General features: G+C 36.3%; 22 protein-coding genes. 17 read left to right on the top strand and 5 right to left on the bottom strand.

What is annotated here, in order from left to right:
- Positions 1-17 precede the first annotated feature (17 nt).
- From M2265_RS14835 to groL, 17 genes are all read left to right on the top strand, one after another.
- A complete protein-coding gene (locus M2265_RS14835) occupies positions 18-1,538 on the top strand; it encodes a sulfatase (protein ID WP_132771593.1) in 1,521 nt (506 codons plus the stop codon).
- Entirely contained in the window at positions 1,538-3,055 is a 1,518-nt protein-coding gene (locus tag M2265_RS14830; RefSeq protein WP_132771592.1) for a sulfatase family protein, read from the top strand. The genes M2265_RS14835 and M2265_RS14830 overlap by 1 nt, the downstream gene beginning before the upstream one ends.
- Before the next feature lie 50 nt (positions 3,056-3,105).
- On the top strand, positions 3,106-4,155 hold the full coding sequence (mutY, locus tag M2265_RS14825) for an A/G-specific adenine glycosylase (RefSeq protein ID WP_021192204.1): 1,050 nt from the start codon (positions 3,106-3,108) through the stop codon (positions 4,153-4,155).
- An 18-nt stretch (positions 4,156-4,173) separates the two neighbouring features.
- A complete protein-coding gene (locus M2265_RS14820; protein ID WP_021192203.1) occupies positions 4,174-4,620 on the top strand; it encodes a single-stranded DNA-binding protein in 447 nt (148 codons plus the stop codon).
- A gap of 146 nt (positions 4,621-4,766) precedes the next feature.
- Entirely contained in the window at positions 4,767-5,804 is a 1,038-nt protein-coding gene (gene pheS / locus M2265_RS14815) for a phenylalanine--tRNA ligase subunit alpha (protein WP_132771591.1), read from the top strand.
- 207 nt (positions 5,805-6,011) lie between these two features.
- Entirely contained in the window at positions 6,012-6,587 is a 576-nt protein-coding gene (locus M2265_RS14810) for a TetR/AcrR family transcriptional regulator (RefSeq protein ID WP_031289705.1), read from the top strand.
- 34 nt (positions 6,588-6,621) lie between these two features.
- Complete coding sequence (gene rlmD, locus M2265_RS14805; protein WP_132771590.1) at positions 6,622-8,031, top strand: 23S rRNA (uracil(1939)-C(5))-methyltransferase RlmD; 1,410 nt, start codon at positions 6,622-6,624, stop codon at positions 8,029-8,031.
- Between the two features lie 2 nt (positions 8,032-8,033).
- Complete coding sequence (locus M2265_RS14800; protein ID WP_021192201.1) at positions 8,034-8,429, top strand: hypothetical protein; 396 nt, start codon at positions 8,034-8,036, stop codon at positions 8,427-8,429.
- Between the two features lie 66 nt (positions 8,430-8,495).
- Positions 8,496-9,257 (top strand): hypothetical protein, encoded by a 762-nt coding sequence (locus M2265_RS14795; protein ID WP_132771589.1) that lies wholly within the window; start codon positions 8,496-8,498, stop codon positions 9,255-9,257.
- 152 nt (positions 9,258-9,409) lie between these two features.
- The gene (locus tag M2265_RS14790) at positions 9,410-10,090 is read left to right on the top strand and encodes an OmpA family protein (protein ID WP_231577295.1); all 681 of its coding nucleotides are present in this window, start codon (positions 9,410-9,412) and stop codon (positions 10,088-10,090) included.
- Positions 10,091-10,241: 151 nt separating this feature from the next.
- Positions 10,242-11,678 carry a tRNA (N6-isopentenyl adenosine(37)-C2)-methylthiotransferase MiaB gene (gene miaB / locus M2265_RS14785; protein WP_132771588.1) on the top strand — a complete coding sequence of 479 codons (1,437 nt, stop codon included), beginning with the start codon at positions 10,242-10,244 and terminating at the stop codon, positions 11,676-11,678.
- 39 nt (positions 11,679-11,717) lie between these two features.
- Entirely contained in the window at positions 11,718-12,992 is a 1,275-nt protein-coding gene (locus M2265_RS14780) for a sigma-54 interaction domain-containing protein (RefSeq protein WP_132771587.1), read from the top strand.
- A gap of 8 nt (positions 12,993-13,000) precedes the next feature.
- Positions 13,001-13,522, top strand: coding sequence for an LptE family protein (locus M2265_RS14775; RefSeq protein WP_132771586.1), 522 nt, complete (start codon positions 13,001-13,003; stop codon positions 13,520-13,522).
- A gap of 11 nt (positions 13,523-13,533) precedes the next feature.
- Positions 13,534-14,592: a tetratricopeptide repeat protein gene (locus M2265_RS14770; RefSeq protein ID WP_132771585.1), complete on the top strand. Its 1,059-nt coding sequence runs from the start codon at positions 13,534-13,536 to the stop codon at positions 14,590-14,592.
- Between the two features lie 13 nt (positions 14,593-14,605).
- The gene (gene secG, locus M2265_RS14765; protein ID WP_132771584.1) at positions 14,606-14,971 is read left to right on the top strand and encodes a preprotein translocase subunit SecG; all 366 of its coding nucleotides are present in this window, start codon (positions 14,606-14,608) and stop codon (positions 14,969-14,971) included.
- A gap of 214 nt (positions 14,972-15,185) precedes the next feature.
- Complete coding sequence (gene groES, locus M2265_RS14760; RefSeq protein WP_021192191.1) at positions 15,186-15,461, top strand: co-chaperone GroES; 276 nt, start codon at positions 15,186-15,188, stop codon at positions 15,459-15,461.
- Positions 15,462-15,536: 75 nt separating this feature from the next.
- Complete coding sequence (groL, locus tag M2265_RS14755) at positions 15,537-17,174, top strand: chaperonin GroEL (protein WP_207898652.1); 1,638 nt, start codon at positions 15,537-15,539, stop codon at positions 17,172-17,174.
- A 74-nt stretch (positions 17,175-17,248) separates the two neighbouring features.
- Here groL and M2265_RS14750 read toward each other — a convergent pair whose 3' ends face one another.
- The 5 genes from M2265_RS14750 to dtd all read right to left on the bottom strand — a co-directional run bounded on the left by M2265_RS14750 (position 17,249) and on the right by dtd (position 21,411).
- Entirely contained in the window at positions 17,249-17,620 is a 372-nt protein-coding gene (locus M2265_RS14750; protein ID WP_031289700.1) for a DUF3192 domain-containing protein, read from the bottom strand.
- A gap of 87 nt (positions 17,621-17,707) precedes the next feature.
- Positions 17,708-19,405: a gamma-glutamyltransferase gene (gene ggt, locus M2265_RS14745; RefSeq protein ID WP_132771582.1), complete on the bottom strand. Its 1,698-nt coding sequence runs from the start codon at positions 19,403-19,405 to the stop codon at positions 17,708-17,710.
- A 4-nt stretch (positions 19,406-19,409) separates the two neighbouring features.
- On the bottom strand, positions 19,410-20,471 hold the full coding sequence (locus M2265_RS14740; protein WP_132771581.1) for a hypothetical protein: 1,062 nt from the start codon (positions 20,469-20,471) through the stop codon (positions 19,410-19,412).
- 150 nt (positions 20,472-20,621) lie between these two features.
- The gene (locus tag M2265_RS14735; RefSeq protein ID WP_021192353.1) at positions 20,622-20,948 is read right to left on the bottom strand and encodes a nucleotide pyrophosphohydrolase; all 327 of its coding nucleotides are present in this window, start codon (positions 20,946-20,948) and stop codon (positions 20,622-20,624) included.
- Between the two features lie 4 nt (positions 20,949-20,952).
- Complete coding sequence (gene dtd, locus M2265_RS14730; protein ID WP_132771580.1) at positions 20,953-21,411, bottom strand: D-aminoacyl-tRNA deacylase; 459 nt, start codon at positions 21,409-21,411, stop codon at positions 20,953-20,955.
- Between the last annotated feature and the right edge of the window lie 19 nt (positions 21,412-21,430).

Below are 21,430 nucleotides of genomic sequence, written 5' to 3'. Positions count from 1 at the left end.
TAATTCTTTTATAATTCATGAAGAAGACCGCATTATTAATAGTTCTCTGTGTAGCAAAGGTGCTCGCTTTTGCTCAACAAAAGCCAAATATTGTTATTATCATTTCGGATGATCATTCGTACCAGACAATTGGTGCCTATGGTTCTACCTTGGGACATACGCCAAATATTGACAGAATCGCAACAGCAGGTATCCGTTTTAACAAGGCTTATGTAACGAATTCGATCTGTGGACCGAGTAGAGCTACTTTATTAACGGGAAAATATAGTCATAAAAACGGCTTTAAGGATAATGAAACATCAAACTTTGATCATAGTCAAGATTTGTTTGTTAAAGACTTACAAAAGGTAGGTTATAAAACGGCCTGGATTGGAAAACAGCACTTAGGTAATGAACCTCAGGGTTTTGATTATTTTAGCGTGTTGGTGGGGCAGGGACATTATTTTAATCCGACTTTTGTGAACGCAAATAATCAAAGAGAGACCGTTAATGGTTATGTGTCTGATATTGTTACGGATAAGGCAACTCACTGGTTGGATTCTTTAGATAAAAGTAATCCATTTTGTCTTGTTATAGGCCACAAGGCTACCCATCGTACCTGGATGCCTGATCCGCAAGATTTTGGCAAAAATGATGAAAAGGAATTTCCTCTTCCTGCAAATTTTTATGATGATTATGAGGGACGATTGCCTGCCGGGGGGCAAGAAATGTCAATTGACAAAGATATGCAGATGGGATATGATCTTAAAATGTACAACTCTGTAGCTGCAATGAAGAAGGAAGGCAATTTTTCCCGTATGAATGACGATCAGTGGCGTAAATACTTGGCCTATTATAAGCCTATCAAAGAGCAACTGGATATGAAGCAACTTTCTGGAAAAGCTTTGGCAGAATGGAAATATCGTCGTTATATGATTGATTATTTGAATACTGCTGAATCTATGGACCGTAATATTGGTCGCGTGCTGGATTATTTGAAGGAACATGACTTGGAGAAGAATACAATTGTTATTTATTTGTCGGATCAAGGTTTTTATATGGGCGAGCATGGATGGTTTGATAAACGATTTATGTATGAGGAGTCTTTCAGGACTCCAATGATTGCTAAATTTCCTGAAATGATTGCCAAAGGGACGGTATCCGACGCTCAGATTATGAATGTTGATATTGCTCCAACGTTGCTGCAGTTGGCAGGAGTGAAGAAACCCCAGGAGATGCAAGGTCAATCAGTTGTTGATGTGCTCACTGGAAAAGATAAACGGGGACGTCAAAATTTGTACTATCATTATTATGAAAATGGAGAACATGCTGTTTCACCTCATTTTGGTGTGAGCGATGGACATTACAAACTGATCCGTTTTTATAAACGTTTCAATTCTTGGGAGTTATATGATCTTACTCAAGATCCATCTGAAATGAAAAATATTTATACTACTGCTCCCGCAAAGATTGTGAAGGATCTGAAAAAGAAATTAAAACGTGAAATCATGAAAGTGGAGGATCATGATGCATTAACTATCTTTAATAAAAAATTATAATGAAATTGGTAAACCACTATATTATTAGTCTGCTGACTTTAGTTGGCTCTGTTACTCAGGTAGAGGGACAGCAACAGAAACCTAATGTTGTTCTGATCTATGTTGATGATCTAGGATATGGCGACCTAGGAAGTTATGGCGCTACAAAATTAAATACCCCCAATCTGGATGCTTTGGCTTCGGAAGGAATCAGATTTACAAATGGTCATGCTACGGCAGCGACTTGTACGCCGTCTCGATATTCTCTAATGACGGGCAATTATCCATTCAGACAGACAGGTACAGGTATTTTACCAGGTGATGCTAAATTGATTATTCCTCAGGATAAAATAACGTTACCCAAAGTATTTAAAGATGCGGGGTATCAAACCGCTGTGATTGGGAAATGGCATTTAGGTCTTGGAAATCAAGTGGATAAGGACTGGAATGGGAGTGTCAAACCAGGTCCTTTGGAAGTTGGCTATGATTATTCCTTTATTTTTCCAGCTACTGCCGATCGTGTGCCAACTGTTTTCTTGGAAAATCATCATGTACTTGGTGTTAATAAGGAAGATCCGATAATGGTTTCTTATAATAAAAAAGTAGGTAGTGAGCCTACTGGTAAAGAAAATCCGGAGTTGCTGAAGATGAAAAATTCTCTTAATCATGGTCATGATAATACCATTGTGAATGGCATAGGTAGAATCGGATGGATGTCAGGTGGCAAAGAGGCTAAGTGGGTTGATGAAGAATTAACGTTAACATTTGCAGATAAAGCGATCCGTTTTATACAAGATCATTATCAAAAGCCTTTTTTCCTTACTTATAATGCCACCGAACCACATGTGCCTCGTATGCCTGCGACAATGTTTAAGGGTAAAAGTGGATTGGGTTATCGCGGAGATGCTATACTGCAACTGGATTATACTGTTGGACAACTGGTTAAAACATTAAAAGATAATAACGTATACGAGAATACGATTATTATTTTTTCTAGTGATAATGGACCTGTGCTGGATGATGGTTATGATGACGGTGCTGTTAGTCAGTTAAATGGACATAATCCATTTGGACCTTATAGTGGTGGGAAATATTCTGCATTTGAAGCGGGGACGCGTGTTCCTTTTATAATCAGCTGGCCAAAAATGATTAAAAAGGGTACTACATCGGATGCTTTAGTTTGTCAGGTTGATTTATTGAGCAGCTTTGCTTCTTTTCTGAATGTTAAATATCCTAAAGGGGAGGCTGTTGATAGTGAAAATACTTGGAAAAGCTTTATGGGTAAAGATCTGGTAGGAAGACCTTATCTAATAAAAGCATCAGGTACTTTGAGTGTATTAAAGGATAATTACAAATATATTAAGGCTGGTAAGGGCGCAAAAAGAAATAGCCTAGTCAATATTGAGCTTGGAAACGACGAGGTTGATCAATTGTATGATCTGCGCACAGATAAAGGAGAAAAAATCAACATTGCAAAAAATAATCCTGAAAAAGTCAATGAGCTGAAAGCGATTCTTGAAAAGGAAATGAATAAATAATTGACGGGGATTAATTTGATAGCTGGTATAAAAAAACGCATTTTTGCAGGATGTCATTTGCAAAAAAAATAATAGAATGGTATCATGATCATCAGCGTGATCTGCCTTGGCGAAATACAAGGGATGCTTATAAAATATGGTTGTCTGAAATTATTTTACAGCAAACCCGTGTAGAGCAGGGCATGCCTTATTACTTGCGGTTTGTGGATCGATATGCTGATGTTTTAGCTTTTGCTAACGCTTCTGAAGATGATATTTTGCATTTATGGCAGGGACTTGGGTATTATTCCCGTGGCCGAAATATGCATAAGGCTGCAGGAATTGTGCGTGATATGTATCAAGGTGAATTCCCTAAATCGTATGTAGAATTAATTAAACTGCCGGGAGTTGGGGAGTATACTGCAGCGGCGATTTCTTCTTTTTCGAATGATGAACAGCAAGCAGTGTTAGACGGAAATGTTTTTCGTGTTTTATCTCGTTATTTTGGTGTAGAGACGGCTATTAATACTCCTGCGGGTAAAAAAATCTTTACGCAATTGGCAAAGGATAATCTTGATCGAGACTATCCGGCATTGTATAACCAAGCGATTATGGATTTTGGTGCTCTACATTGTAAGCCAAAGGCTCCATTATGTGGTGAATGTGAATTGCAATTAGACTGTTTTGCCTATACGCATGGAATGGTGGCTGATTTACCTGTGAAAATTAAAGCTAAGAAAAGCAGAAATCGTTATTTTCACTACTTTATTATTCAAAAGGACGATGAAATTTTAATGTCTAAGCGTGGCGCATCTGATGTTTGGGAGAATTTGTATGAATTTCCTATGATTGAAACTTCTGAGGCTTTAGAAGGGTTGGAAATAACTGCTCATCCAGAGTTTTTAGCTTTATTTGGGCCAGAAGTTACAATAAGTTTGTTGCAACGGAATAAAAAACATGTTTTAAGCCATCAAAATATTTATGCGACTTTCTATAGCGTGTTAAGCTCTAGGGATTTGGAGCAAAAAAAAGTAAATTGGAATTATGTTTTATTAAAAGATTTGGATAAATTAGCTAAACATAAGCTCATATTTTCTTTTTTAGAAACAGCTAAATTATAACCAAATACCTTATATATTATGTCAGGAGTCAACAAAGTTATTCTAGTAGGCCATTTAGGCAAAGATCCAGAAATTAGATATTTAGACAATAATGTCTCTGTTGCTAGTTTTCCATTAGCAACATCAGAAAATTTTAATCGAGATGGAAAACGTGTAGAGCAAACGGAGTGGCATACAGTTGTTCTTTGGCGTGGATTGGCGGATGTCGCAGCAAAGTATCTGACAAAAGGAAAGTTAGTTTATATTGAAGGACGCTTAAGAACGCGTTCATATGAAGATAAAGAGGGTATAAGACGTTATTCTACTGAAATTGTAGCTGAGAACTTCACCCTATTAGGAAGGAAATCTGATTTTGAACCTCCTACAGCTCCCCCTGCTCAATCTCATGCAGATAAGATTGAGAATAAGGAGGTTGAAGTCGATTTTACAGAGAATGAGAATGATAGTGATCCATTACCGTTTTAGGTGCTGGAATATATTTCGAAAAAGAGCATCTTTTTTAATGATGCTCTTTTTTTGTGATTATTTTTTTGCTCTTGTTACATAAATTTGAACTTCACTTACGAAAACCCTTTATCTTTTATAATATTTTGGTGTATCTTTGAATAATTATGTTGCAAGATAAAATAACGCAGTATACTGAGGAAATTAAGCAATTTGCTCCAACTTCTTCAGCTGATGTAGAAAATTTCAGATTGAAATTTTTAGTTTCAAAAGGTATTGTTAAAAGTTTGTTTGATGAATTTAAAACTGTTTCTGTAGAAGAGAAGCGTGTTTTGGGTATGGTATTGAACGAGTTTAAACAATTTGCTGAAAAAACATACCAAGAGGCTCACGAAAAATTTGGTGCGAATAAATCACAGGCTCAAAAGAGTGAAGGTGATCTTACTTTACCTGGTCAGGGTTTGAAGTTGGGATCCCGTCATCCACTGTCTTTGGTACGTAAAGAGATTGTTGAGATTTTTAAGAAATTGGGTTTTATCGTTTCTGAGGGACCTGAAATTGAAGATGACTGGCATAACTTTTCGGCTTTAAATTTTCCTCCGGAACATCCTGCTCGTGATATGCAGGATACTTTCTTTATTAAAAAACAAGAAGGGAATGATATTACATTGCGTACGCATACCTCATCGGTACAGGTTCGTTTAATGGAAGCTGGTAAGCCACCTTTCCGCGCTATTATGCCTGGTCGTGTTTATCGTAATGAAGCGATTTCTGCTCGTGCACACTGTTTCTTCCATCAAGTGGAGGGATTGTATGTGGATGAGAATGTTTCTTTTGCGGATTTGAAGCAAACATTGTTTCACTTTGTGCAGGAATTATATGGTGAAGGTACACAGGTGCGTTTCCGCCCTTCCTACTTTCCGTTTACAGAGCCATCTGCTGAGATGGATATTTCATGTACAATTTGTAAAGGTGCAGGTTGCCAATTGTGTAAATACTCCGGTTGGGTAGAGATCTTAGGTTGCGGTATGGTAGATCCAAACGTTTTAGATAACTGTGGTATCGATAGTAAAAAATACTCTGGCTTTGCTTTCGGTATGGGGATTGAGCGTGTCACCAATTTAAAATATGAGATTAAAGATTTACGATTGTTTTCTGAAAATGATGTGAGGTTCTTATCTCAATTTGAAAGCGAAATCATTTAATGATAGAACGAATAGATTATTTAATCACATTATCTATACTTTTAATCAAGAAATTGATTTTAAAAGGTATAGATAATGTGATTTCTTTTTTCATTAATGCAAATAAATATGTGTTTGATAATGAAATTTTATTGATGAATAATCGTATTTTAAACGTTGTGGTTGCTCGACGTTTGGTTCATGTACTTAAATTTTCAAGATAAATTTATGGAAGCAGATAAAATTATTGAATCTATCAAAAGATCTGCTCGAGAGCTATTTCGTAAGTACGGTTATAATAAAACCAGCGTTAATGAATTGGCAAAAAGAGCTAATATAGCAAAAGCGACATTCTATAAATATTTTGATAGTAAAGAGCTGATTCTTCACGCTATTTTAATGGAGTATATTCAAGAGAATGTGAAGGATATTCTGAAAAAGAACGTCGGAGAAGAGGATTTGGCAGTTTTTCTGGGAAATACAATTTTGAAAGTTAGCCGCCTTACTTATACAGTCTGTAATGAATTTGTAGGTTGGGAATTTATTCGTGAATCTGCTAATGCGCAGGAGTATTTAAAGACGCTCTCCGATGATTTAGAATTTTTATTGCTGAGTTCTTTTATTCAAAATGATACCATTGCAGCTTCTATCTCCGAAAAGAAGCTGACTTTCCTTATTAAGACGAGCAAAAACATTGTATTTTCATTTGCATTTACAGCGGTTACAGAAGCAGATGTGCGTAAAAATTTCATTTCTTTTCAAAAGGAAATTCTTCCTTATTTAGTTCACGCAACTATTCATTAAAATTCTGATCAAAAAAGCGTAATTTTGCGCCAATATGAGAAGAAGAAATTCACAAGAAAGATTAGTTTTCAACGATATCGCGATTATTGATATTGCAGAAGAAGGTAAGGGTGTTGGAAAAACAGATGATTTGGTATTGTTTGTTGAAAAGGCAATTCCAGGTGATGTGGTTGATGTTGAATTGATGCGCAAAAAGAAAAGCTTTGGTGAAGGTCGTATTCAGACCTTGAAGAAAGCATCTGAATATCGTGTTGAACCTTTTTGTGAGCATTTTGGAGTATGCGGTGGTTGCAAATGGCAACATATGACCTATGATGCACAGCTGTTGTTTAAACAGCAGTCTGTAGAAAATGCGCTCACACGTATTGGCAAAGTTGATACTTCTTCAATGGAGCCTATATTGGCATCTGGGCAGACGGAATATTATAGGAATAAATTGGAGTACACTTTTTCTAATAAGAAATGGTTGACGACTTTGGATGATAATGTGGAAGATATGAATATGGATGCTCTAGGTTTCCACGTTCCGGGAAGATTCGATAAGATTCTTAATGTTAGTCATTGCTATTTGCAAGAAGATCCTTCTAATGTATTGCGTAATAGTGTTCGAGAATTTGCTGTCGCAAATGCGCTATCATTTTATGATTTACGTGATCATAGTGGCGTGTTACGTAATTTAATCATTCGTATTTCTTCAACAGGAGAATTGATGGTGATCGTGGTGTTCGCTTATCCAGAAGAAGGACAAGTTGAGCTATTAATGTCTTTCATTAAGGATAAGTTTCCGTCAATAACTTCTCTTCTTTATATTATTAATCAGAAAAAGAATGATACGATTTTTGATCAGGAAATAGAGATTTATAATGGACGCGATTTCATTTATGAGGAAATGGAAGGTCTTATATTTAAGGTTGGACCAAAGTCATTTTATCAAACGAACTCTGCGCAAGCTTATGAACTGTATAAAATAACCCGAGATTTTGCAGGCTTGTCTGGTGATGAACTTGTATATGATTTGTATACAGGCGCTGGTACAATTGCAAATTTTGTTGCTAAATATGCTAAGGAGGTTATTGGTGTTGAATATGTGCCGTCGGCAATTGAAGATGCGAAAATCAATTCGGAAATAAATGGCGTGAAAAACACGAAATTTTATGCAGGAGATATGAAAGATGTGCTAACGGCAAGCTTTATTGCTAAACATGGCAAACCTGATGTAGTCATTACAGATCCCCCTCGTGCTGGTATGCATACCGATGTTGTTGCACGACTATTAGAAATGGAATCTCCAAAAATTGTTTATGTAAGTTGTAATGCGGCGACTCAGGCACGTGATTTGACTTTATTGGCTGAAAAATATGATGTGGTTCGTATTAAACCTGTTGATATGTTTCCGCATACACAACATGTTGAAAATGTTGTTTTATTAAAATTAAAGGGATAATTATGGAAATAGAAGAGTGGTTTGGGGCATCGAAAAATAATGAAGATGATAGCCAAAAATCTAGTCCCCTAAAGAGTTTAAAGATCGATTTAGATTATTATAGTGATTCGATTAAGGAGATATCTTTAGAAATTATGGCTGAGGGCTTATCTGCGTATCCAATTTTTATAGCGCACCAACATGTTGTTAATGTCGGTGAATTGATTTTAGATCATGTCGAGCTAAAAACAAACTGGAGTATTAACGCTTCTACATTTGAAGAGCTTGTTGAATCAAATATTATTAAAGAGGATAGGAAAGACGCGTTTATCAAAAAGTTTAAGCGTGCACAGGATTTTATGTGTTTGTTAGTTATTGTTCCTGAAGGTGCAAATTTTGTCTTTTATCCTTATAAATAGGAATTCTTAAATATTTAAACTTTTTTAACAATTGATGTGTCAAACTATTATTACTTTTATTTAAATATGTATAGAAAAATAATTTGCCATATCAGTTTGCTTAGCTTCGTGTTCCTGTTTTTTTTAGGCACAAATGTTCAGGCACAACAAATACAGCGTATCTCAGGGATGGTGTTCGAAAAAGGGACTTCATTGCGTCTTCCGGAGGTGAATGTTCGTAATTTGAGGACAAATAAATCTGTTGTGTCCAATTCATTTGGTGTATTTGTAATTGAAGCATCTATTGGAGATAGTTTATCTTTTTCTAAAATCGGTTACGCTGAGGCGAAAACTTTAATTAGTGATCTTAAAGATTTCTATGTTGAATTGCAATCAGGAATTCGACTAGAGACCGTTATTATAGAACGTAAAACTAAGGAAGCGGAATTAAATGAAGCTATGCGTGACTACGGAAAGAAGGGCGTTTATAATGGTGGTAGTAATAAGTTTGGAACCTACTTGGCTAGCCCGGCCACTGCTCTTTATAACCTTTTTGGGCGTGAGGCTAAAAATGCAAAGCGTTTCAGTCGTTTTCTAGACAGTGAAAAAGAACAGTTGCAGGTGGATAAGGTTTTTTCTAAGGACGCTGTCCGAGAAATAACAAAATTGGATGATAAAGATTTAGATTCCTTTATGCGCATTTATAGGCCATCTCCGAATATGGTTGCAAATTGGCAACATTATGATTTTTTGGAGTATGTGCAACGTTCTCTTGCTGATTTTAATAAAAATGGCCGTCCAGAGGGGCTTACTCTTCCAGATATTGAAGTGAAGACACAGGAAAAATAATCAGTTTAATTTTATATCTGTCAACTATTGTCGACATTTTTGTTACTAAAATCGGCGTTTGTTGGCTATTATTTATTTTTTGGCATTCGGTTTGTTTCATATAGCTTTGGAATCACACTGGAAATATTATTTAAGATATTATAATTATGAAAATGAATAAGAAGTTAGCTGTTTTTGGTCTTACAGTGGCTACATCAGCAATGTTATTTGGGAGTTGTTCAACAATTCAAAATACAAATAATACCACAAAAGGTGGCGTAATTGGTGGGGTTGCAGGAGGTGCATTAGGAGCTTTAATCGGTAACAAGGCTGGTAGTACCGCTATTGGTACTATTGCAGGTGCTGCTATCGGTGGTGCTGCAGGTGTCTTAATTGGTAAGAAGATGGACAAACAAGCTGCCGAGATCGCTAAAACTGTTGAGGGTGCTGAAGTTACTCAAGCGGGTGAAGGTATCGTGGTTAAATTTGATTCAGGTATTTTATTTGATTTTAATAAATCTGATTTGAAAGCTTCTGCGAGAGAAAATATTAAAAACTTAGTTGCGACTTTAAATAAAGAGCAAGGTACTGATATCTTGGTTATCGGTCATACGGATAACGTTGGATCTTTAGATGCCAATCAAAAAGTTTCTGAAAACCGTGCTAATGCGGTTCGTGCATTTGCAGTTTCTCAAGGTTTAGCTTCCTCTCGTATCCGTACGGAAGGACGAAATTTCTCTGAGCCTTTGGAGAGTAATGATACTGAAGCAGGTCGTGCAGCAAACCGTCGTGTAGAAATTGTTATCGTTGCTGGTAATCAAATGAAACAAGAAGCTAAGAGCCAAGCTCAATAGGTCTGAAAAATATTTTATATTTAAAAAAGCGCTGATGTATCATCAGCGCTTTTTTGTTGGTTTTTATATTCATTTAGGTGCAATATTAATATGACAAACTGTCATCAATTCAATATTTATTCCTAACTTTGTAGTCTTTGAATTTTGAGCTATGTTAGATTTTGCGCATACAACTAAGGAACACGACGAGACGCGTCAAGGTGAAGCCTTATTGATTGAAAATAATGTTTCCAAAGGTAATGGACGTAAGTTATATATTGAGAGTTATGGTTGTCAAATGAACTTTTCTGATAGTGAAATAGTTGCTTCTATTTTATTGGAGACAGGATTTGAAACAACGAAAAACTATCAAGAGGCAGACGTGGTCTTTATCAATACATGTTCCATTCGTGAGAATGCTGAGCAACGTGTACGGAATCGTTTGAAAGAATTTGAATTTGCTAAGAAAAGCAATCCTGGTATGATCGTGGGTGTGTTGGGATGTATGGCAGAACGATTGAAAGCTAAATTCTTGGAAGAAGAAAAGTTAGTTGATGTTGTTGTTGGTCCTGATGCTTATCGTGATTTGCCAAATTTAATTTCACAGGTGGATGATGGAAATCGTTCTGTTAATGTATTGCTTTCTCGTGAAGAAACATATGCTGATATTAGTCCTGTTCGTTTAAACTCGAATGGTATCACAGCATTTATTTCGATTATGCGCGGATGCGATAATATGTGTTCGTTCTGTGTTGTTCCATTTACCAGGGGTAGAGAACGCAGTCGTGATGCTGAATCTATTGTGAAGGAAGCGCATGATTTGTTCAATGCAGGATATCGTGAGGTTACTTTGTTGGGACAAAATGTTGATTCATATAAATATACTGCCCCTACAATTGAAGGGCAGGAAGAAAGTGCTCCTGTTAATTTTGCGAACTTATTAGCATTGGTGGCTGAAGTGAACCCGTTATTACGTGTTCGATTCTCGACATCTCATCCAAAAGATATTACTGATGAGGTATTGCATACAATGGCAAGCTATGATAACATCTGTAAATACATTCATTTACCTGTACAGTCTGGAAATTCTAGAGTATTAGAATTAATGAACCGTACTTATGATAGAGATTGGTATATTAATCGTATTGATGCAATCAACCGGATTATTCCGGGTTGTGGTATTTCAACAGATATCATTACTGGTTTTTGTACAGAAACGGAAGAAGAGCATCAAGATACAGTGAGCATGATGGATTACGTGAAGTATGATTATGCGTTTATGTTTGCGTATTCGGAGCGTCCGGGTACATTAGCTGCTAAACGTTATGCTGATGATATTCCAGAAGAAATTAAGAAAAGTCGTTTAACAGAAATTGTTGCGAAACAAAGAGCACATAGTTTTGAACGTTTACAGCAATTTGTAGGTAAAAACCAACGTGTTTTAATTGAGGGTTTTTCAAAACGCTCGGATAAAGATTTTGCTGGTCGTAATGATCAAAATGCAATGGCTATTTTTCCTGTAGATGAACGTTATCAGGCTGGTGATTACGTTACTGTAATGATCGAGTCTTGTACTTCGGCTACTTTACTGGGTAAAATAGTAGATTAATTAGAATATAATAGAGGTCTTTATTCTTAAATTTAGAGGATGGATAATCAAGATATTAAGAATCGATTTGGGATTATAGGTAACTCACCTTTACTTAATAGGGCTATAGATATTGCCCGTCAAGTGGCTCCTACTGATATTTCAGTTTTGATCCAAGGGGAGAGTGGTAGTGGTAAGGAGGTGTTTTCACATATTATTCATCAATTAAGCGCGCGTAAACACGGTGCTTTTATTGCTGTTAACTGTGGGGCTATTCCTGAAGGAACAATTGATTCGGAATTGTTTGGTCATGAGAAAGGTTCTTTTACTGGGGCACATGAAGCAAGAAAGGGATATTTTGAGGTTGTTGATGGTGGTACTATTTTTTTAGATGAGGTAGGGGAGTTACCTTTAGGTACACAGGCTCGTTTGCTACGTGTTTTAGAGTCGGGTGAATACATCCGTGTGGGTTCTTCTAAGGTTCAGAAAACTAATGTTCGCGTAGTTGCTGCGACAAATGTTGATGTTTTTAATGCTGTACAAAATGGTAAGTTTCGAGAAGATCTTTATTACAGATTGAACACTGTCCCCCTTCGTATTCCATCATTACGCGAACGTGCGGAAGACATTTATTTGTTATTTAGAAAGTTTGTTGTCGATTTTTCTGATAAATACCGCTCGCCAAGCATACAGCTGACTGACGATGCACAACAACTGTTGAAGACATACAGCTGGCCAGGAAATGTGCGCCAGTTGAAAAATATTGCAGAGCAAATTGCCGTTCTTGAGAAGGAACGAGTTGTGGATGCGCGAATTTTACAAAATTATCTTCCTTCTGAAAACCGTTCTACTTTACCAGCAGTAGTTGCTAATCAAAGTGGAAAGGATGATTTTTCAGAGCGCGATCTTTTATATAAGGTTCTTTTTGATATGAAGAAAGATATGGTTGATTTGAAAAAATTGGTTGTTGAATTGATTCAAAATGGAGTTAATCCTTCCACGTTTGATGAAAATTCTCCCTATATTAATCGATTGTATCAAGAGGTTGAACCTAGTGCTGATCGGCTTCAAGATCATTTGGCCGCTTCACAGACATTGACTATACATCAACCTAATGTGCTGAAAAGTAACCCGGGTCAAGATGGATATTTAAATTATGATACACAAGATGCCGAAGAAGTTGAAGAATCGTTATCTTTAACAGAGAAAGAATCCGATTTGATTAAAAAAGCGCTTAAGAAGCATCGTGGTAAACGTAAAGCGGCAGCGCAGGAGTTGGGTATCTCCGAAAGAACTTTGTACAGAAAAATTAAAGACTTAAATTTAGATTTATAATCTCGTTTATGAAGAAGCTTAGATCAAGTTTGCTACCGGGTTTTATCATGATAGCGATGTTGTTTTTTACAACAAGCTGTGGTGTAAAATATGGTTTTACCGGTGGATCTATTCCTGATGGGATGAAAACAGTGAGCGTATTGTACTTTGAGAATATTGCATCAATGGTTTATCCAACCTTAAGTCAGAATTTTACAGAAGCCTTAAAAGAGCGTATACGTAATCAATCGCGGTTGAGTCAGGTTAATGATAATGCTGATGCAACTTTTGAGGGTTTTATCACGGATTATACGATTAGTCCCGCTGCTGTTGAGGCAGGAACGGATCGTGCTGCATTAAATCGCCTTTCAATAACGATTAAAGTAAATTATCATAATAAAATCGTTGAGAAGGATAATTTTGAACAATCTTTCACAAGGTTTAAAGATTTTTCTGGTCAATTGCAATCGGCTCAAGAGGAAACATTAAATAAAGAAATTATTCTAATGTTGACAGAAGATGTTTACAATAAAGCATTTGCTAATTGGTAGTGGTTTGAGATATGGAAAATAGACGAATTTCAGACGATATAAACTTGTTTCATCAAGCGATTAACAATCCGTTATCTCTTTCGGAATCTGATTTGTTGTCCTTGATTGCCAAATTTCCATATGCGCAGTCTCTTCGTTTTGCTTATGAAAGACACCTCTACTTGCTAAATAGGGAAGTTCATAATATTTCTTCGACATTGCTTTATGCTGCTAATCCAAATTGGTTATATGAGTATCTGCATAAAGCTGTTCCTGTTGAATTACCTATTGAAGTTGAATCGGATGATTATATTGCTTTCGAAGATACAATTGATGATGTACAGGAGGATTCAACTGCAGATCTTGATAATGGAAGAGAGGAACTAAATGCTTTGATTCAATCCGGTGTAGCGCATGATTTTTTTCGATTGGAAAAAACCGATGATATTCTGGAGGAGATTAAAGATGATATTTCTAATGAACCAATGTTATCTGTGGAGTCGACCTTTGTCATAGGTCCTGTGGATGAAGAAGTGCGTGAGGAAGAGCGGATCAGTGTGTATGACGATGAGCTGATGCCTTATAGTTTTTTATGGTGGTTACATAAAACTCGTTTAGAGCATGCAGATACGTACCAGCCATTTTTGAAGGCCCCAAATTATCATGCCCATTCTGCAGAACAGCATGTGACTCGGTTTAAACAGACGATTGATGCTCAAGTTTTGGATCAACAGATTAAGGAGAATATTTTTCATCTGCAGTCTCCTGAGGTTAAGTTAAGCGAGGAATTTAAAAATACGGTACCATTTCAGGTAGAGAAGAAAAATACGGATCATCTGATCGAACGATTTATCAAAGAGGATCCGCAGATAAAACCTCCTCCTGCTGATAAGATTAATCTGGAAAATAAAGCAAGGAAAAGTTCGGAAGATCAGTATTCGCTGGTGACTGAAACTTTGGCCCGAATTTATATCGAACAAGGATTATATCCTAAGGCTATAGAGGTTTACAAAAAATTAGTTTTGAAATATCCAGAAAAAAATGCGTACTTTGCGTCGGAAATTTTAAATTTAGAAAAGAAATTAACTTAATACATATAGAGAAATGCAAGGAATATTAATTGCTCTTATAATTTTGGCAAGTATTTTATTATCATTTTTAGTTTTAATACAAAATCCAAAAGGAGGTGGTTTATCATCAGGATTTGCTGGTGGAACTAATATTATGGGTGTAAAACGTACAGGTGACTTTTTAGAAAAAGGTTCTTGGGGATTAGTGATTGCGATCATGGTTTTTTGTTTAGCATTTAATATCGTAGCTCCAACTACAACAGCTACTGTGGGTGGTGGTTTGGGTAATCAAATTGAAACTCCTGCACAAACTAGTCCATTGAATTTAAATAATACACAACAACCTGCTCCAGCTCAACAAGCTCCGGCACAGAAAACTGTAACAGATTCAACTAAATAGGTTGTTGTATAGAAATTGAAAGCCCCCAAGTAATTGGGGGCTTTTTTTGTATTGTCAGTTTTGTAGCGTGACAGCCTGACAGAATGTGAATGAAATCTGCCAGTGCCTTGTTTTTTCGATGCAAATTTGTCTCAAAAGTCTGCTCTTGGCTCTTTGGCATAATTGCTGATGACATTTAGATATAATTGAAATAGAACTAAAAATAAAATATATTATGGCATTAAACATTAAACCTATCGGTGACAGAGTAGTAGTTGAAGCTGCTCAGGCAGAAGAAAAAACAGCTTCAGGATTATACATCCCTGATACAGCAAAAGAAAAACCATCACAAGGAATCGTTGTAGCAGTTGGAACGGGTAAAGTTGACGAACCTTTGACTGTTAAAGTTGGTGATAAAGTTTTATATGGTAAATATGCTGGAACTGAAATTACTGTTGAAGGTAAAGAGTATTTAATTATGCGTGAGGCTGATATTTACGCGGTTATTTAATTTTTTTATATAGTATCCAAATGTAAATAAATTTGGTCTCTTCTGGGATCAGGTGAAAATTTCAAAAATTTAAAGATAATGGCAAAACAAGTAAAATATAACGTTGAAGCTCGTGAAGCACTTAAAAAGGGTGTTGACACATTGGCAAATGCAGTAAAGGTAACTTTGGGTCCTAAAGGACGTAATGTAATCATTGAAAAAAAATTCGGTTCTCCGGTTATCACTAAAGATGGTGTTACTGTTGCTAAAGAAATCGAATTGAAAGATGCCTTAGAAAATATGGGCGCTCAGATGGTGAAAGAAGTTGCTTCTAAAACTGCTGATCAAGCAGGTGACGGTACAACTACTGCAACTGTTTTGGCTCAGGCTATCGTAGCTCCAGGTATTAAATCTGTAGCAGCAGGTGCTAATCCAATGGATTTGAAACGTGGTATTGATAAAGCTGTAGCAGCAGTTGTTGCGAATTTAAAATCGCAATCTCAAACTGTTGGTCAAGACAATAATAAAATCAAACAAGTAGCATCAATTTCTGCAAATAATGACGAAGTTATCGGAGCTTTAATTGCGCAAGCAATGGAAAAAGTAGGTAATGATGGTGTTATTACTGTAGAAGAAGCAAAAGGTACTGAAACTGAAGTTAAAACAGTAGAAGGTATGCAATTTGACCGTGGTTACTTATCTCCATATTTTGTTACAAACTCTGATAAAATGGAAGCGGAACTTGAAAATCCGTACATTTTAATCTATGACAAAAAAATCAGTAACATGAAAGAGTTGTTGCCGATTTTAGAAAAACAAGTACAAACTGGCAAACCATTAATCATTATTGCAGAAGATTTAGATGGTGAGGCATTAGCTACTTTAGTTGTTAATAAAATCCGTGGTTCACTGAAAGTTGCAGCAGTGAAAGCTCCAGGGTTTGGTGACCGTCGTAAAGCAATGTTAGAGGATATTGCTATCTTAACTGGTGGTACAGTGATTTCTGAAGAAAGAGGTTTCAAATTAGAAAATGCTGAATTATCTTACTTAGGTCAAGCAGAAAAAGTTGTTGTTGATAAAGATAATACAACAATCATTAATGGTGCCGGTAATGCTGAAGATATTAAATCTCGTGTTGCTCAAATCCGTTCTCAAATCGAAACAACTACTTCTGATTATGATCGTGAGAAATTACAAGAGCGTTTAGCTAAATTATCAGGTGGTGTTGCTGTTCTTTATGTAGGTGCTACTACTGAAGTAGAAATGAAAGAGAAGAAAGATCGCGTTGATGATGCTTTACATGCAACTCGTGCAGCTGTTGAAGAAGGTATCGTTGCAGGTGGTGGTGTTGCTTTCATTCGTGCTACTGACGCTTTAAAAGGATTAAAAGGTGCTAATGAAGATGAGACTATCGGTATCGAGATCATCAGACGTGCTATCGAGGAACCTTTACGTCAGATCTGTTTCAATGCTGGTATTGAAGGTGCTGTTATCGTTCAGAAAGTGAAAGAAGGTACAGGGGACTTCGGTTACAATGCTCGTACTGATGTATTCGAAAACCTAATTGGTGCTGGTGTTATCGATCCAACTAAAGTTTCTCGTGTAGCTTTAGAGAATGCAGCTTCTATCGCTTCTATGTTGTTAACAACTGAATGTGTATTAGCTGATGAGCCAGAAGAAAATAATGGTGCTGGTGCTCCTCCAATGGGTGGTGGCATGGGCGGAATGATGTAAGATCATTCTTCTTTACTAAATATAATAAAAAAGCCCTGTTGCAATTTTGCAACAGGGCTTTTTTGTTTATTTAATTAATGACGGCGTCTATACTTCTCGTAATATCCATCGTAATCAGATGGTGAATAGTTTCTTTTTATTCCCCATTCTTGAAGTTCATTGTTGAAAAAGTATAGCCAGTAGATTCTATATCCTGAAGTTGAATCTGCCGCATTTTCTAATTGTGCAGTGCCATATTCATAAATCTCTAATATACCGTCTTGATATTTTTTTGAGGCTACTACGGCATCCGGCTTTCCTAGTTGCTGAACAACCTTCTCTTTGGTCATGCCAACTTGTATTTTTGTAAAGTCAGGACCTTTTAGCATACTGCAGCTCACGATTAAAGTGGCAAAAAATAGCATCATCATTGTTCCGCTGATTGGATACGTATAATTTTTAATCATAAAATCAGTGTTTGTTATATAGAGCTGATATGTTTGTATAAGTTTAATTGTTTTAAAAATAATCTATACTATTTAAAATTTAATATACTAAAAACCTGAAGCGGTATCATCACCCCTCGGATCGGCACCTGTCTGGAGTTTTCCGTTGGATAATATTATGATATTTTCCACTCTGCCTATATTACCTCTGGGTGATATTTTGTACCCTGCATTTTCTAGACTTTTTCTTACTTTGGGAGTTATTGCATTTTTTTCTACATCAATCTGATCGGGTAGCCATTGATGATGAAAACGCGGGGATGAAACGGATTGCTGTGCATTTTGTTGATAGTCAATTACGTTGACTATCGTTTGGAAGACGGAGGTCATAATTGTTGATCCGCCTGGTGTTCCTACTACCATAAATAGCTTTCCATCCTTTTCCACAATAGTTGGTGTCATTGAACTTAACATACGTTTGTTTGGCTCGATGGCATTCGCTTTTCCGCCAACGAGGCCATAGATATTTGGAACTCCTGGTTTAACTGAGAAGTCATCCATTTCATCATTTAATATAAAGCCTGCGCCAGATACAAAGACACGTGATCCATATGAATTATTAAGTGTTGTCGTAATAGAAACGGCATTGCCTTCGGAATCGACGATATTAAAGTGTGTTGTTTCTTCTGATTCATATCCTGGAAATTTCGCGGCCTTTACATCGCTGCTTACGGTTGCTTTGGTTAAGTTTACGGTTTTTAATCTTTCACTGTTGAAAATAGAGTCTGTCAATTCTTTGACAGGTATTCTTATGAAGTCTGGATCACCTAAATACTTTGCTCTATCGGCATAAATACGACGTTCGGCTTCAACCATTACACGTACAGCGGAATCACTTTGGAATCCCCATTTTCCTAATGGATATTGTGCTACTGATTGTAATAGTGCAACTAAGGCTGGTCCACCACTAGATGGAGGTGCCATACATATGATCTTATGTCCACGGTAATATCCTGTAACGGGTTGTCGCCATACTGCTTTATAATTCTCAAGATCATTATAACTGATAATGCCATTGCCTTTATGCATTTCTTTAACAATGAGGTCAGCTGTTATGCCTTTGTAGAAGCCATCACGACCATGATCAGCAATTCTTCTAATTGTGTTAGCCAGTTCCTGTTGCTGGAATAAATCGCCTTTTTTCCAGCTGGTGGTTTTCAGTATAGGGGCGCCACTTGGGTTATATTTTTGAAAGCTTTCTTTATATTCGTTGAATTCCTCTGCCTGTTGTTTTGTAATCGGAAAGCCTTTTTCAGCTAATGCTATAGCAGGATTTAATAAAGTTTTCCAATCTAATTTGCCATACTTTTTGTGAGCTTCAACCATTCCGTCAACTGATCCTGGTACTCCTGCGGATAAATGGCCATATACACTTAGATCTTCTATTACATTTCCCTGCTTGTCTAGGTACATATTAGCATGTCCTTTTTCTGGTGATTTTTCTCTAAAGTCTAAAGCATTGATTTCACCTTTACTACTTCTGTAGACCATAAACCCACCACCACCTATGTTTCCAGCATTAGGGTAAACTACTGCTAATGCAAATTGTACTGCGACAGCGGCATCAATGGCGTTGCCCCCCATTTTTAGGATATCTACACCAACTTTTGAAGCTAAGGGATGCGCGGTAACAACCGCCGCCTTATTGAAGGTCTTGGCTTTTTTATCAAGTTCTAACGAAACTGTGCACGATTGTACTGACAGCGCCGCCGTAATAATAAACAAATAGAATTTGCTTTTTTTCATAATCTTAATTAGGTAGTTGTTCTATTTTTTCAAAATTTCCATCTACATGGTCAATTTTTATTTTGTATCGCTTAATGTTTGAAGGTGCTGATCCCACTCCAATTCCAATCATTCCACCTCCATATCCAAAACCTGATCCTATGCCTGCTGATATCGAGAAGCTCGTACTGTTTTCTTCTGCTAAACCATAGAAATAGTATTCGTCATTTTCCATTACAAGTGGATAATATCCATAACTTGTGGAGACATAGGTTTCGTCATTATCTACCACGGCATATATCTGTGAATCTTTTAATTTTACTTTTTTCCCTTTTTCATTGGTGTAATAATAGTATTTGATTTTGCCTTTTTTATCTTTCTCATCAACTAGCGGATAATCTGGTTTTTGGTTTTTTAGAGTTTCATAGCTCATATAAATCCCGTCCACGAGATGTTCTGCGGCATATAATGGTAATTTCTCTTTTTCCTTGTAATCAATGTTTTGGATATCATGTAAGGTTAATGATTCGGACGATATGTCTTTTACTTTTAAATTTTTACGAATGAATGAATCTATAATGAGGCTTCCTTTTTTTAATAATTTGTTGGAGACATCGATTCCTGAAACTTGAAAGCTACTGTCGATATGATTTAATGGGAAATAATTGTTCCCTTTTTTTTGATATAGATTTGCTCTGAAATCAAAAAAGCCCTTTTCTTTGATTCCACCACCAATTTCAGAAAATGATAATCTTCGAATTTGCAAAAGCAATGTATCTCTCTGCGTATTTCCATTACTGATTGTTTCTAGATATTTCTGCAATTGATCTTCAAGAGCTGGATTTGCAACTACAGTAGCGGATTTTCCTAATAAACCTTTTTGTATGATTCCGTAATGAGTTGTATCTTTTCTTGAATCCAGGATCTGGATCTTTTGGTATTGGCTACCATTAACGATTTCCTGAGGGTCATATTGAAAGGTAAATTCTTTATTTCTATCTTGTGCTGAAGCGTGTGTTAATCCTGTAAGTAAGATTGCTAAAAGCACATGGTGTTTTAATGTATGGACGTAATGTGTTAAATTCATTTCCAGAGGGAATTAATGATCTGCATTAAAGATAAAGAAATTAAAAGGCTGTATCAAGTTTCTTGATACAGCCCTTCAACAGTTTGCATGCAAACTGTATTAAAATTAATTTGATACTTATATAACGAACTAAATTATAGTAATGTTGTATTACTTTAATTTTTCATTGTTTTTATGTCGATCGGCGTCACGGATTGATTTTTTCTCTAAATTTTTTTCTAGCGCATCTGTTAAATCAATACCGGTTTGATTGGCCAGGCACATTAATACAAAGAGAACATCGGCCATTTCATCCGCTAAATTTACTTCTTTATCAGATTTTTTAAATGATTGTTCGCCATACTGTCTTGCCATAATTCTAGCAACTTCTCCAACTTCTTCCATTAGCATTGCTGTGTTTGTTAATTCATTAAAATAGCGAATACCTGTTGTATTGATCCATTTATCAATGGTCTCCTGTGCTTCTTTTATTGTCATAGTATTAGAAATTATCTTTATCCTGTGTATTCATTATGATGGTAACGGGCCCATCATTTAATAAATCAATTTTCATATCTGCACCAAATATTCCCATTTGCACTTCGCTGTTTATTAAAGTGCTAAGATAGTGGGCCATTTGTATGTACATTGGCTGTGCTTTATCTGGTTTGGCTGCACGGATAAAAGAGGGGCGATTTCCTTTTTTTGTTTGTGCGAATAATGTGAATTGGGATATAAGTAATATTTCACCACGTATGTCTAGCACCGATCTATTCATTAAACCGTTTTCATCATTAAATATTCGAAGATTGACGAATTTTTGTGCCATCCATTTCATATCTTCAATTGTATCTTCCTCTTCGATCCCAATAAGGATTAGTAAGCCGTCTTTAATCTGACCTGTTATTTTGCTATCGACCGAACAGCTCGCCCTGGAAACTCGTTGTATTACTGCACGCATAGGACAATATTAAGAAAAA

This window comes from Sphingobacterium kitahiroshimense, from assembly GCF_025961315.1.
In the GTDB taxonomy this organism is placed as follows: Bacteria; Bacteroidota; Bacteroidia; order Sphingobacteriales; family Sphingobacteriaceae; genus Sphingobacterium; species Sphingobacterium anhuiense.
Note: the sequence above shows the minus strand (reverse complement) of the source record. Positions and strands in the feature narration are given on the sequence as shown.

Bases quoted from the DNA above. Each gene is read 5' to 3' on its own strand.
- M2265_RS14835 (WP_132771593.1), top strand. From the start codon at position 18: ATGAAGAAGACCGCATTATTAATAGTTCTCTGTGTAGCAAAGGTGCTC.
- M2265_RS14830 (WP_132771592.1), top strand. From the start codon at position 1,538: ATGAAATTGGTAAACCACTATATTATTAGTCTGCTGACTTTAGTTGGC.
- mutY (WP_021192204.1), top strand. From the start codon at position 3,106: ATGTCATTTGCAAAAAAAATAATAGAATGGTATCATGATCATCAGCGT.
- M2265_RS14820 (WP_021192203.1), top strand. From the start codon at position 4,174: ATGTCAGGAGTCAACAAAGTTATTCTAGTAGGCCATTTAGGCAAAGAT.
- pheS (WP_132771591.1), top strand. From the start codon at position 4,767: ATGTTGCAAGATAAAATAACGCAGTATACTGAGGAAATTAAGCAATTT.
- M2265_RS14810 (WP_031289705.1), top strand. From the start codon at position 6,012: ATGGAAGCAGATAAAATTATTGAATCTATCAAAAGATCTGCTCGAGAG.
- rlmD (WP_132771590.1), top strand. From the start codon at position 6,622: ATGAGAAGAAGAAATTCACAAGAAAGATTAGTTTTCAACGATATCGCG.
- M2265_RS14800 (WP_021192201.1), top strand. From the start codon at position 8,034: ATGGAAATAGAAGAGTGGTTTGGGGCATCGAAAAATAATGAAGATGAT.
- M2265_RS14795 (WP_132771589.1), top strand. From the start codon at position 8,496: ATGTATAGAAAAATAATTTGCCATATCAGTTTGCTTAGCTTCGTGTTC.
- M2265_RS14790 (WP_231577295.1), top strand. From the start codon at position 9,410: ATGAATAAGAAGTTAGCTGTTTTTGGTCTTACAGTGGCTACATCAGCA.
- miaB (WP_132771588.1), top strand. From the start codon at position 10,242: ATGTTAGATTTTGCGCATACAACTAAGGAACACGACGAGACGCGTCAA.
- M2265_RS14780 (WP_132771587.1), top strand. From the start codon at position 11,718: ATGGATAATCAAGATATTAAGAATCGATTTGGGATTATAGGTAACTCA.
- M2265_RS14775 (WP_132771586.1), top strand. From the start codon at position 13,001: ATGAAGAAGCTTAGATCAAGTTTGCTACCGGGTTTTATCATGATAGCG.
- M2265_RS14770 (WP_132771585.1), top strand. From the start codon at position 13,534: ATGGAAAATAGACGAATTTCAGACGATATAAACTTGTTTCATCAAGCG.
- secG (WP_132771584.1), top strand. From the start codon at position 14,606: ATGCAAGGAATATTAATTGCTCTTATAATTTTGGCAAGTATTTTATTA.
- groES (WP_021192191.1), top strand. From the start codon at position 15,186: ATGGCATTAAACATTAAACCTATCGGTGACAGAGTAGTAGTTGAAGCT.
- M2265_RS14750 (WP_031289700.1), bottom strand. From the start codon at position 17,620: ATGATTAAAAATTATACGTATCCAATCAGCGGAACAATGATGATGCTA.
- ggt (WP_132771582.1), bottom strand. From the start codon at position 19,405: ATGAAAAAAAGCAAATTCTATTTGTTTATTATTACGGCGGCGCTGTCA.
- M2265_RS14740 (WP_132771581.1), bottom strand. From the start codon at position 20,471: ATGAATTTAACACATTACGTCCATACATTAAAACACCATGTGCTTTTA.
- M2265_RS14735 (WP_021192353.1), bottom strand. From the start codon at position 20,948: ATGACAATAAAAGAAGCACAGGAGACCATTGATAAATGGATCAATACA.
- dtd (WP_132771580.1), bottom strand. From the start codon at position 21,411: ATGCGTGCAGTAATACAACGAGTTTCCAGGGCGAGCTGTTCGGTCGAT.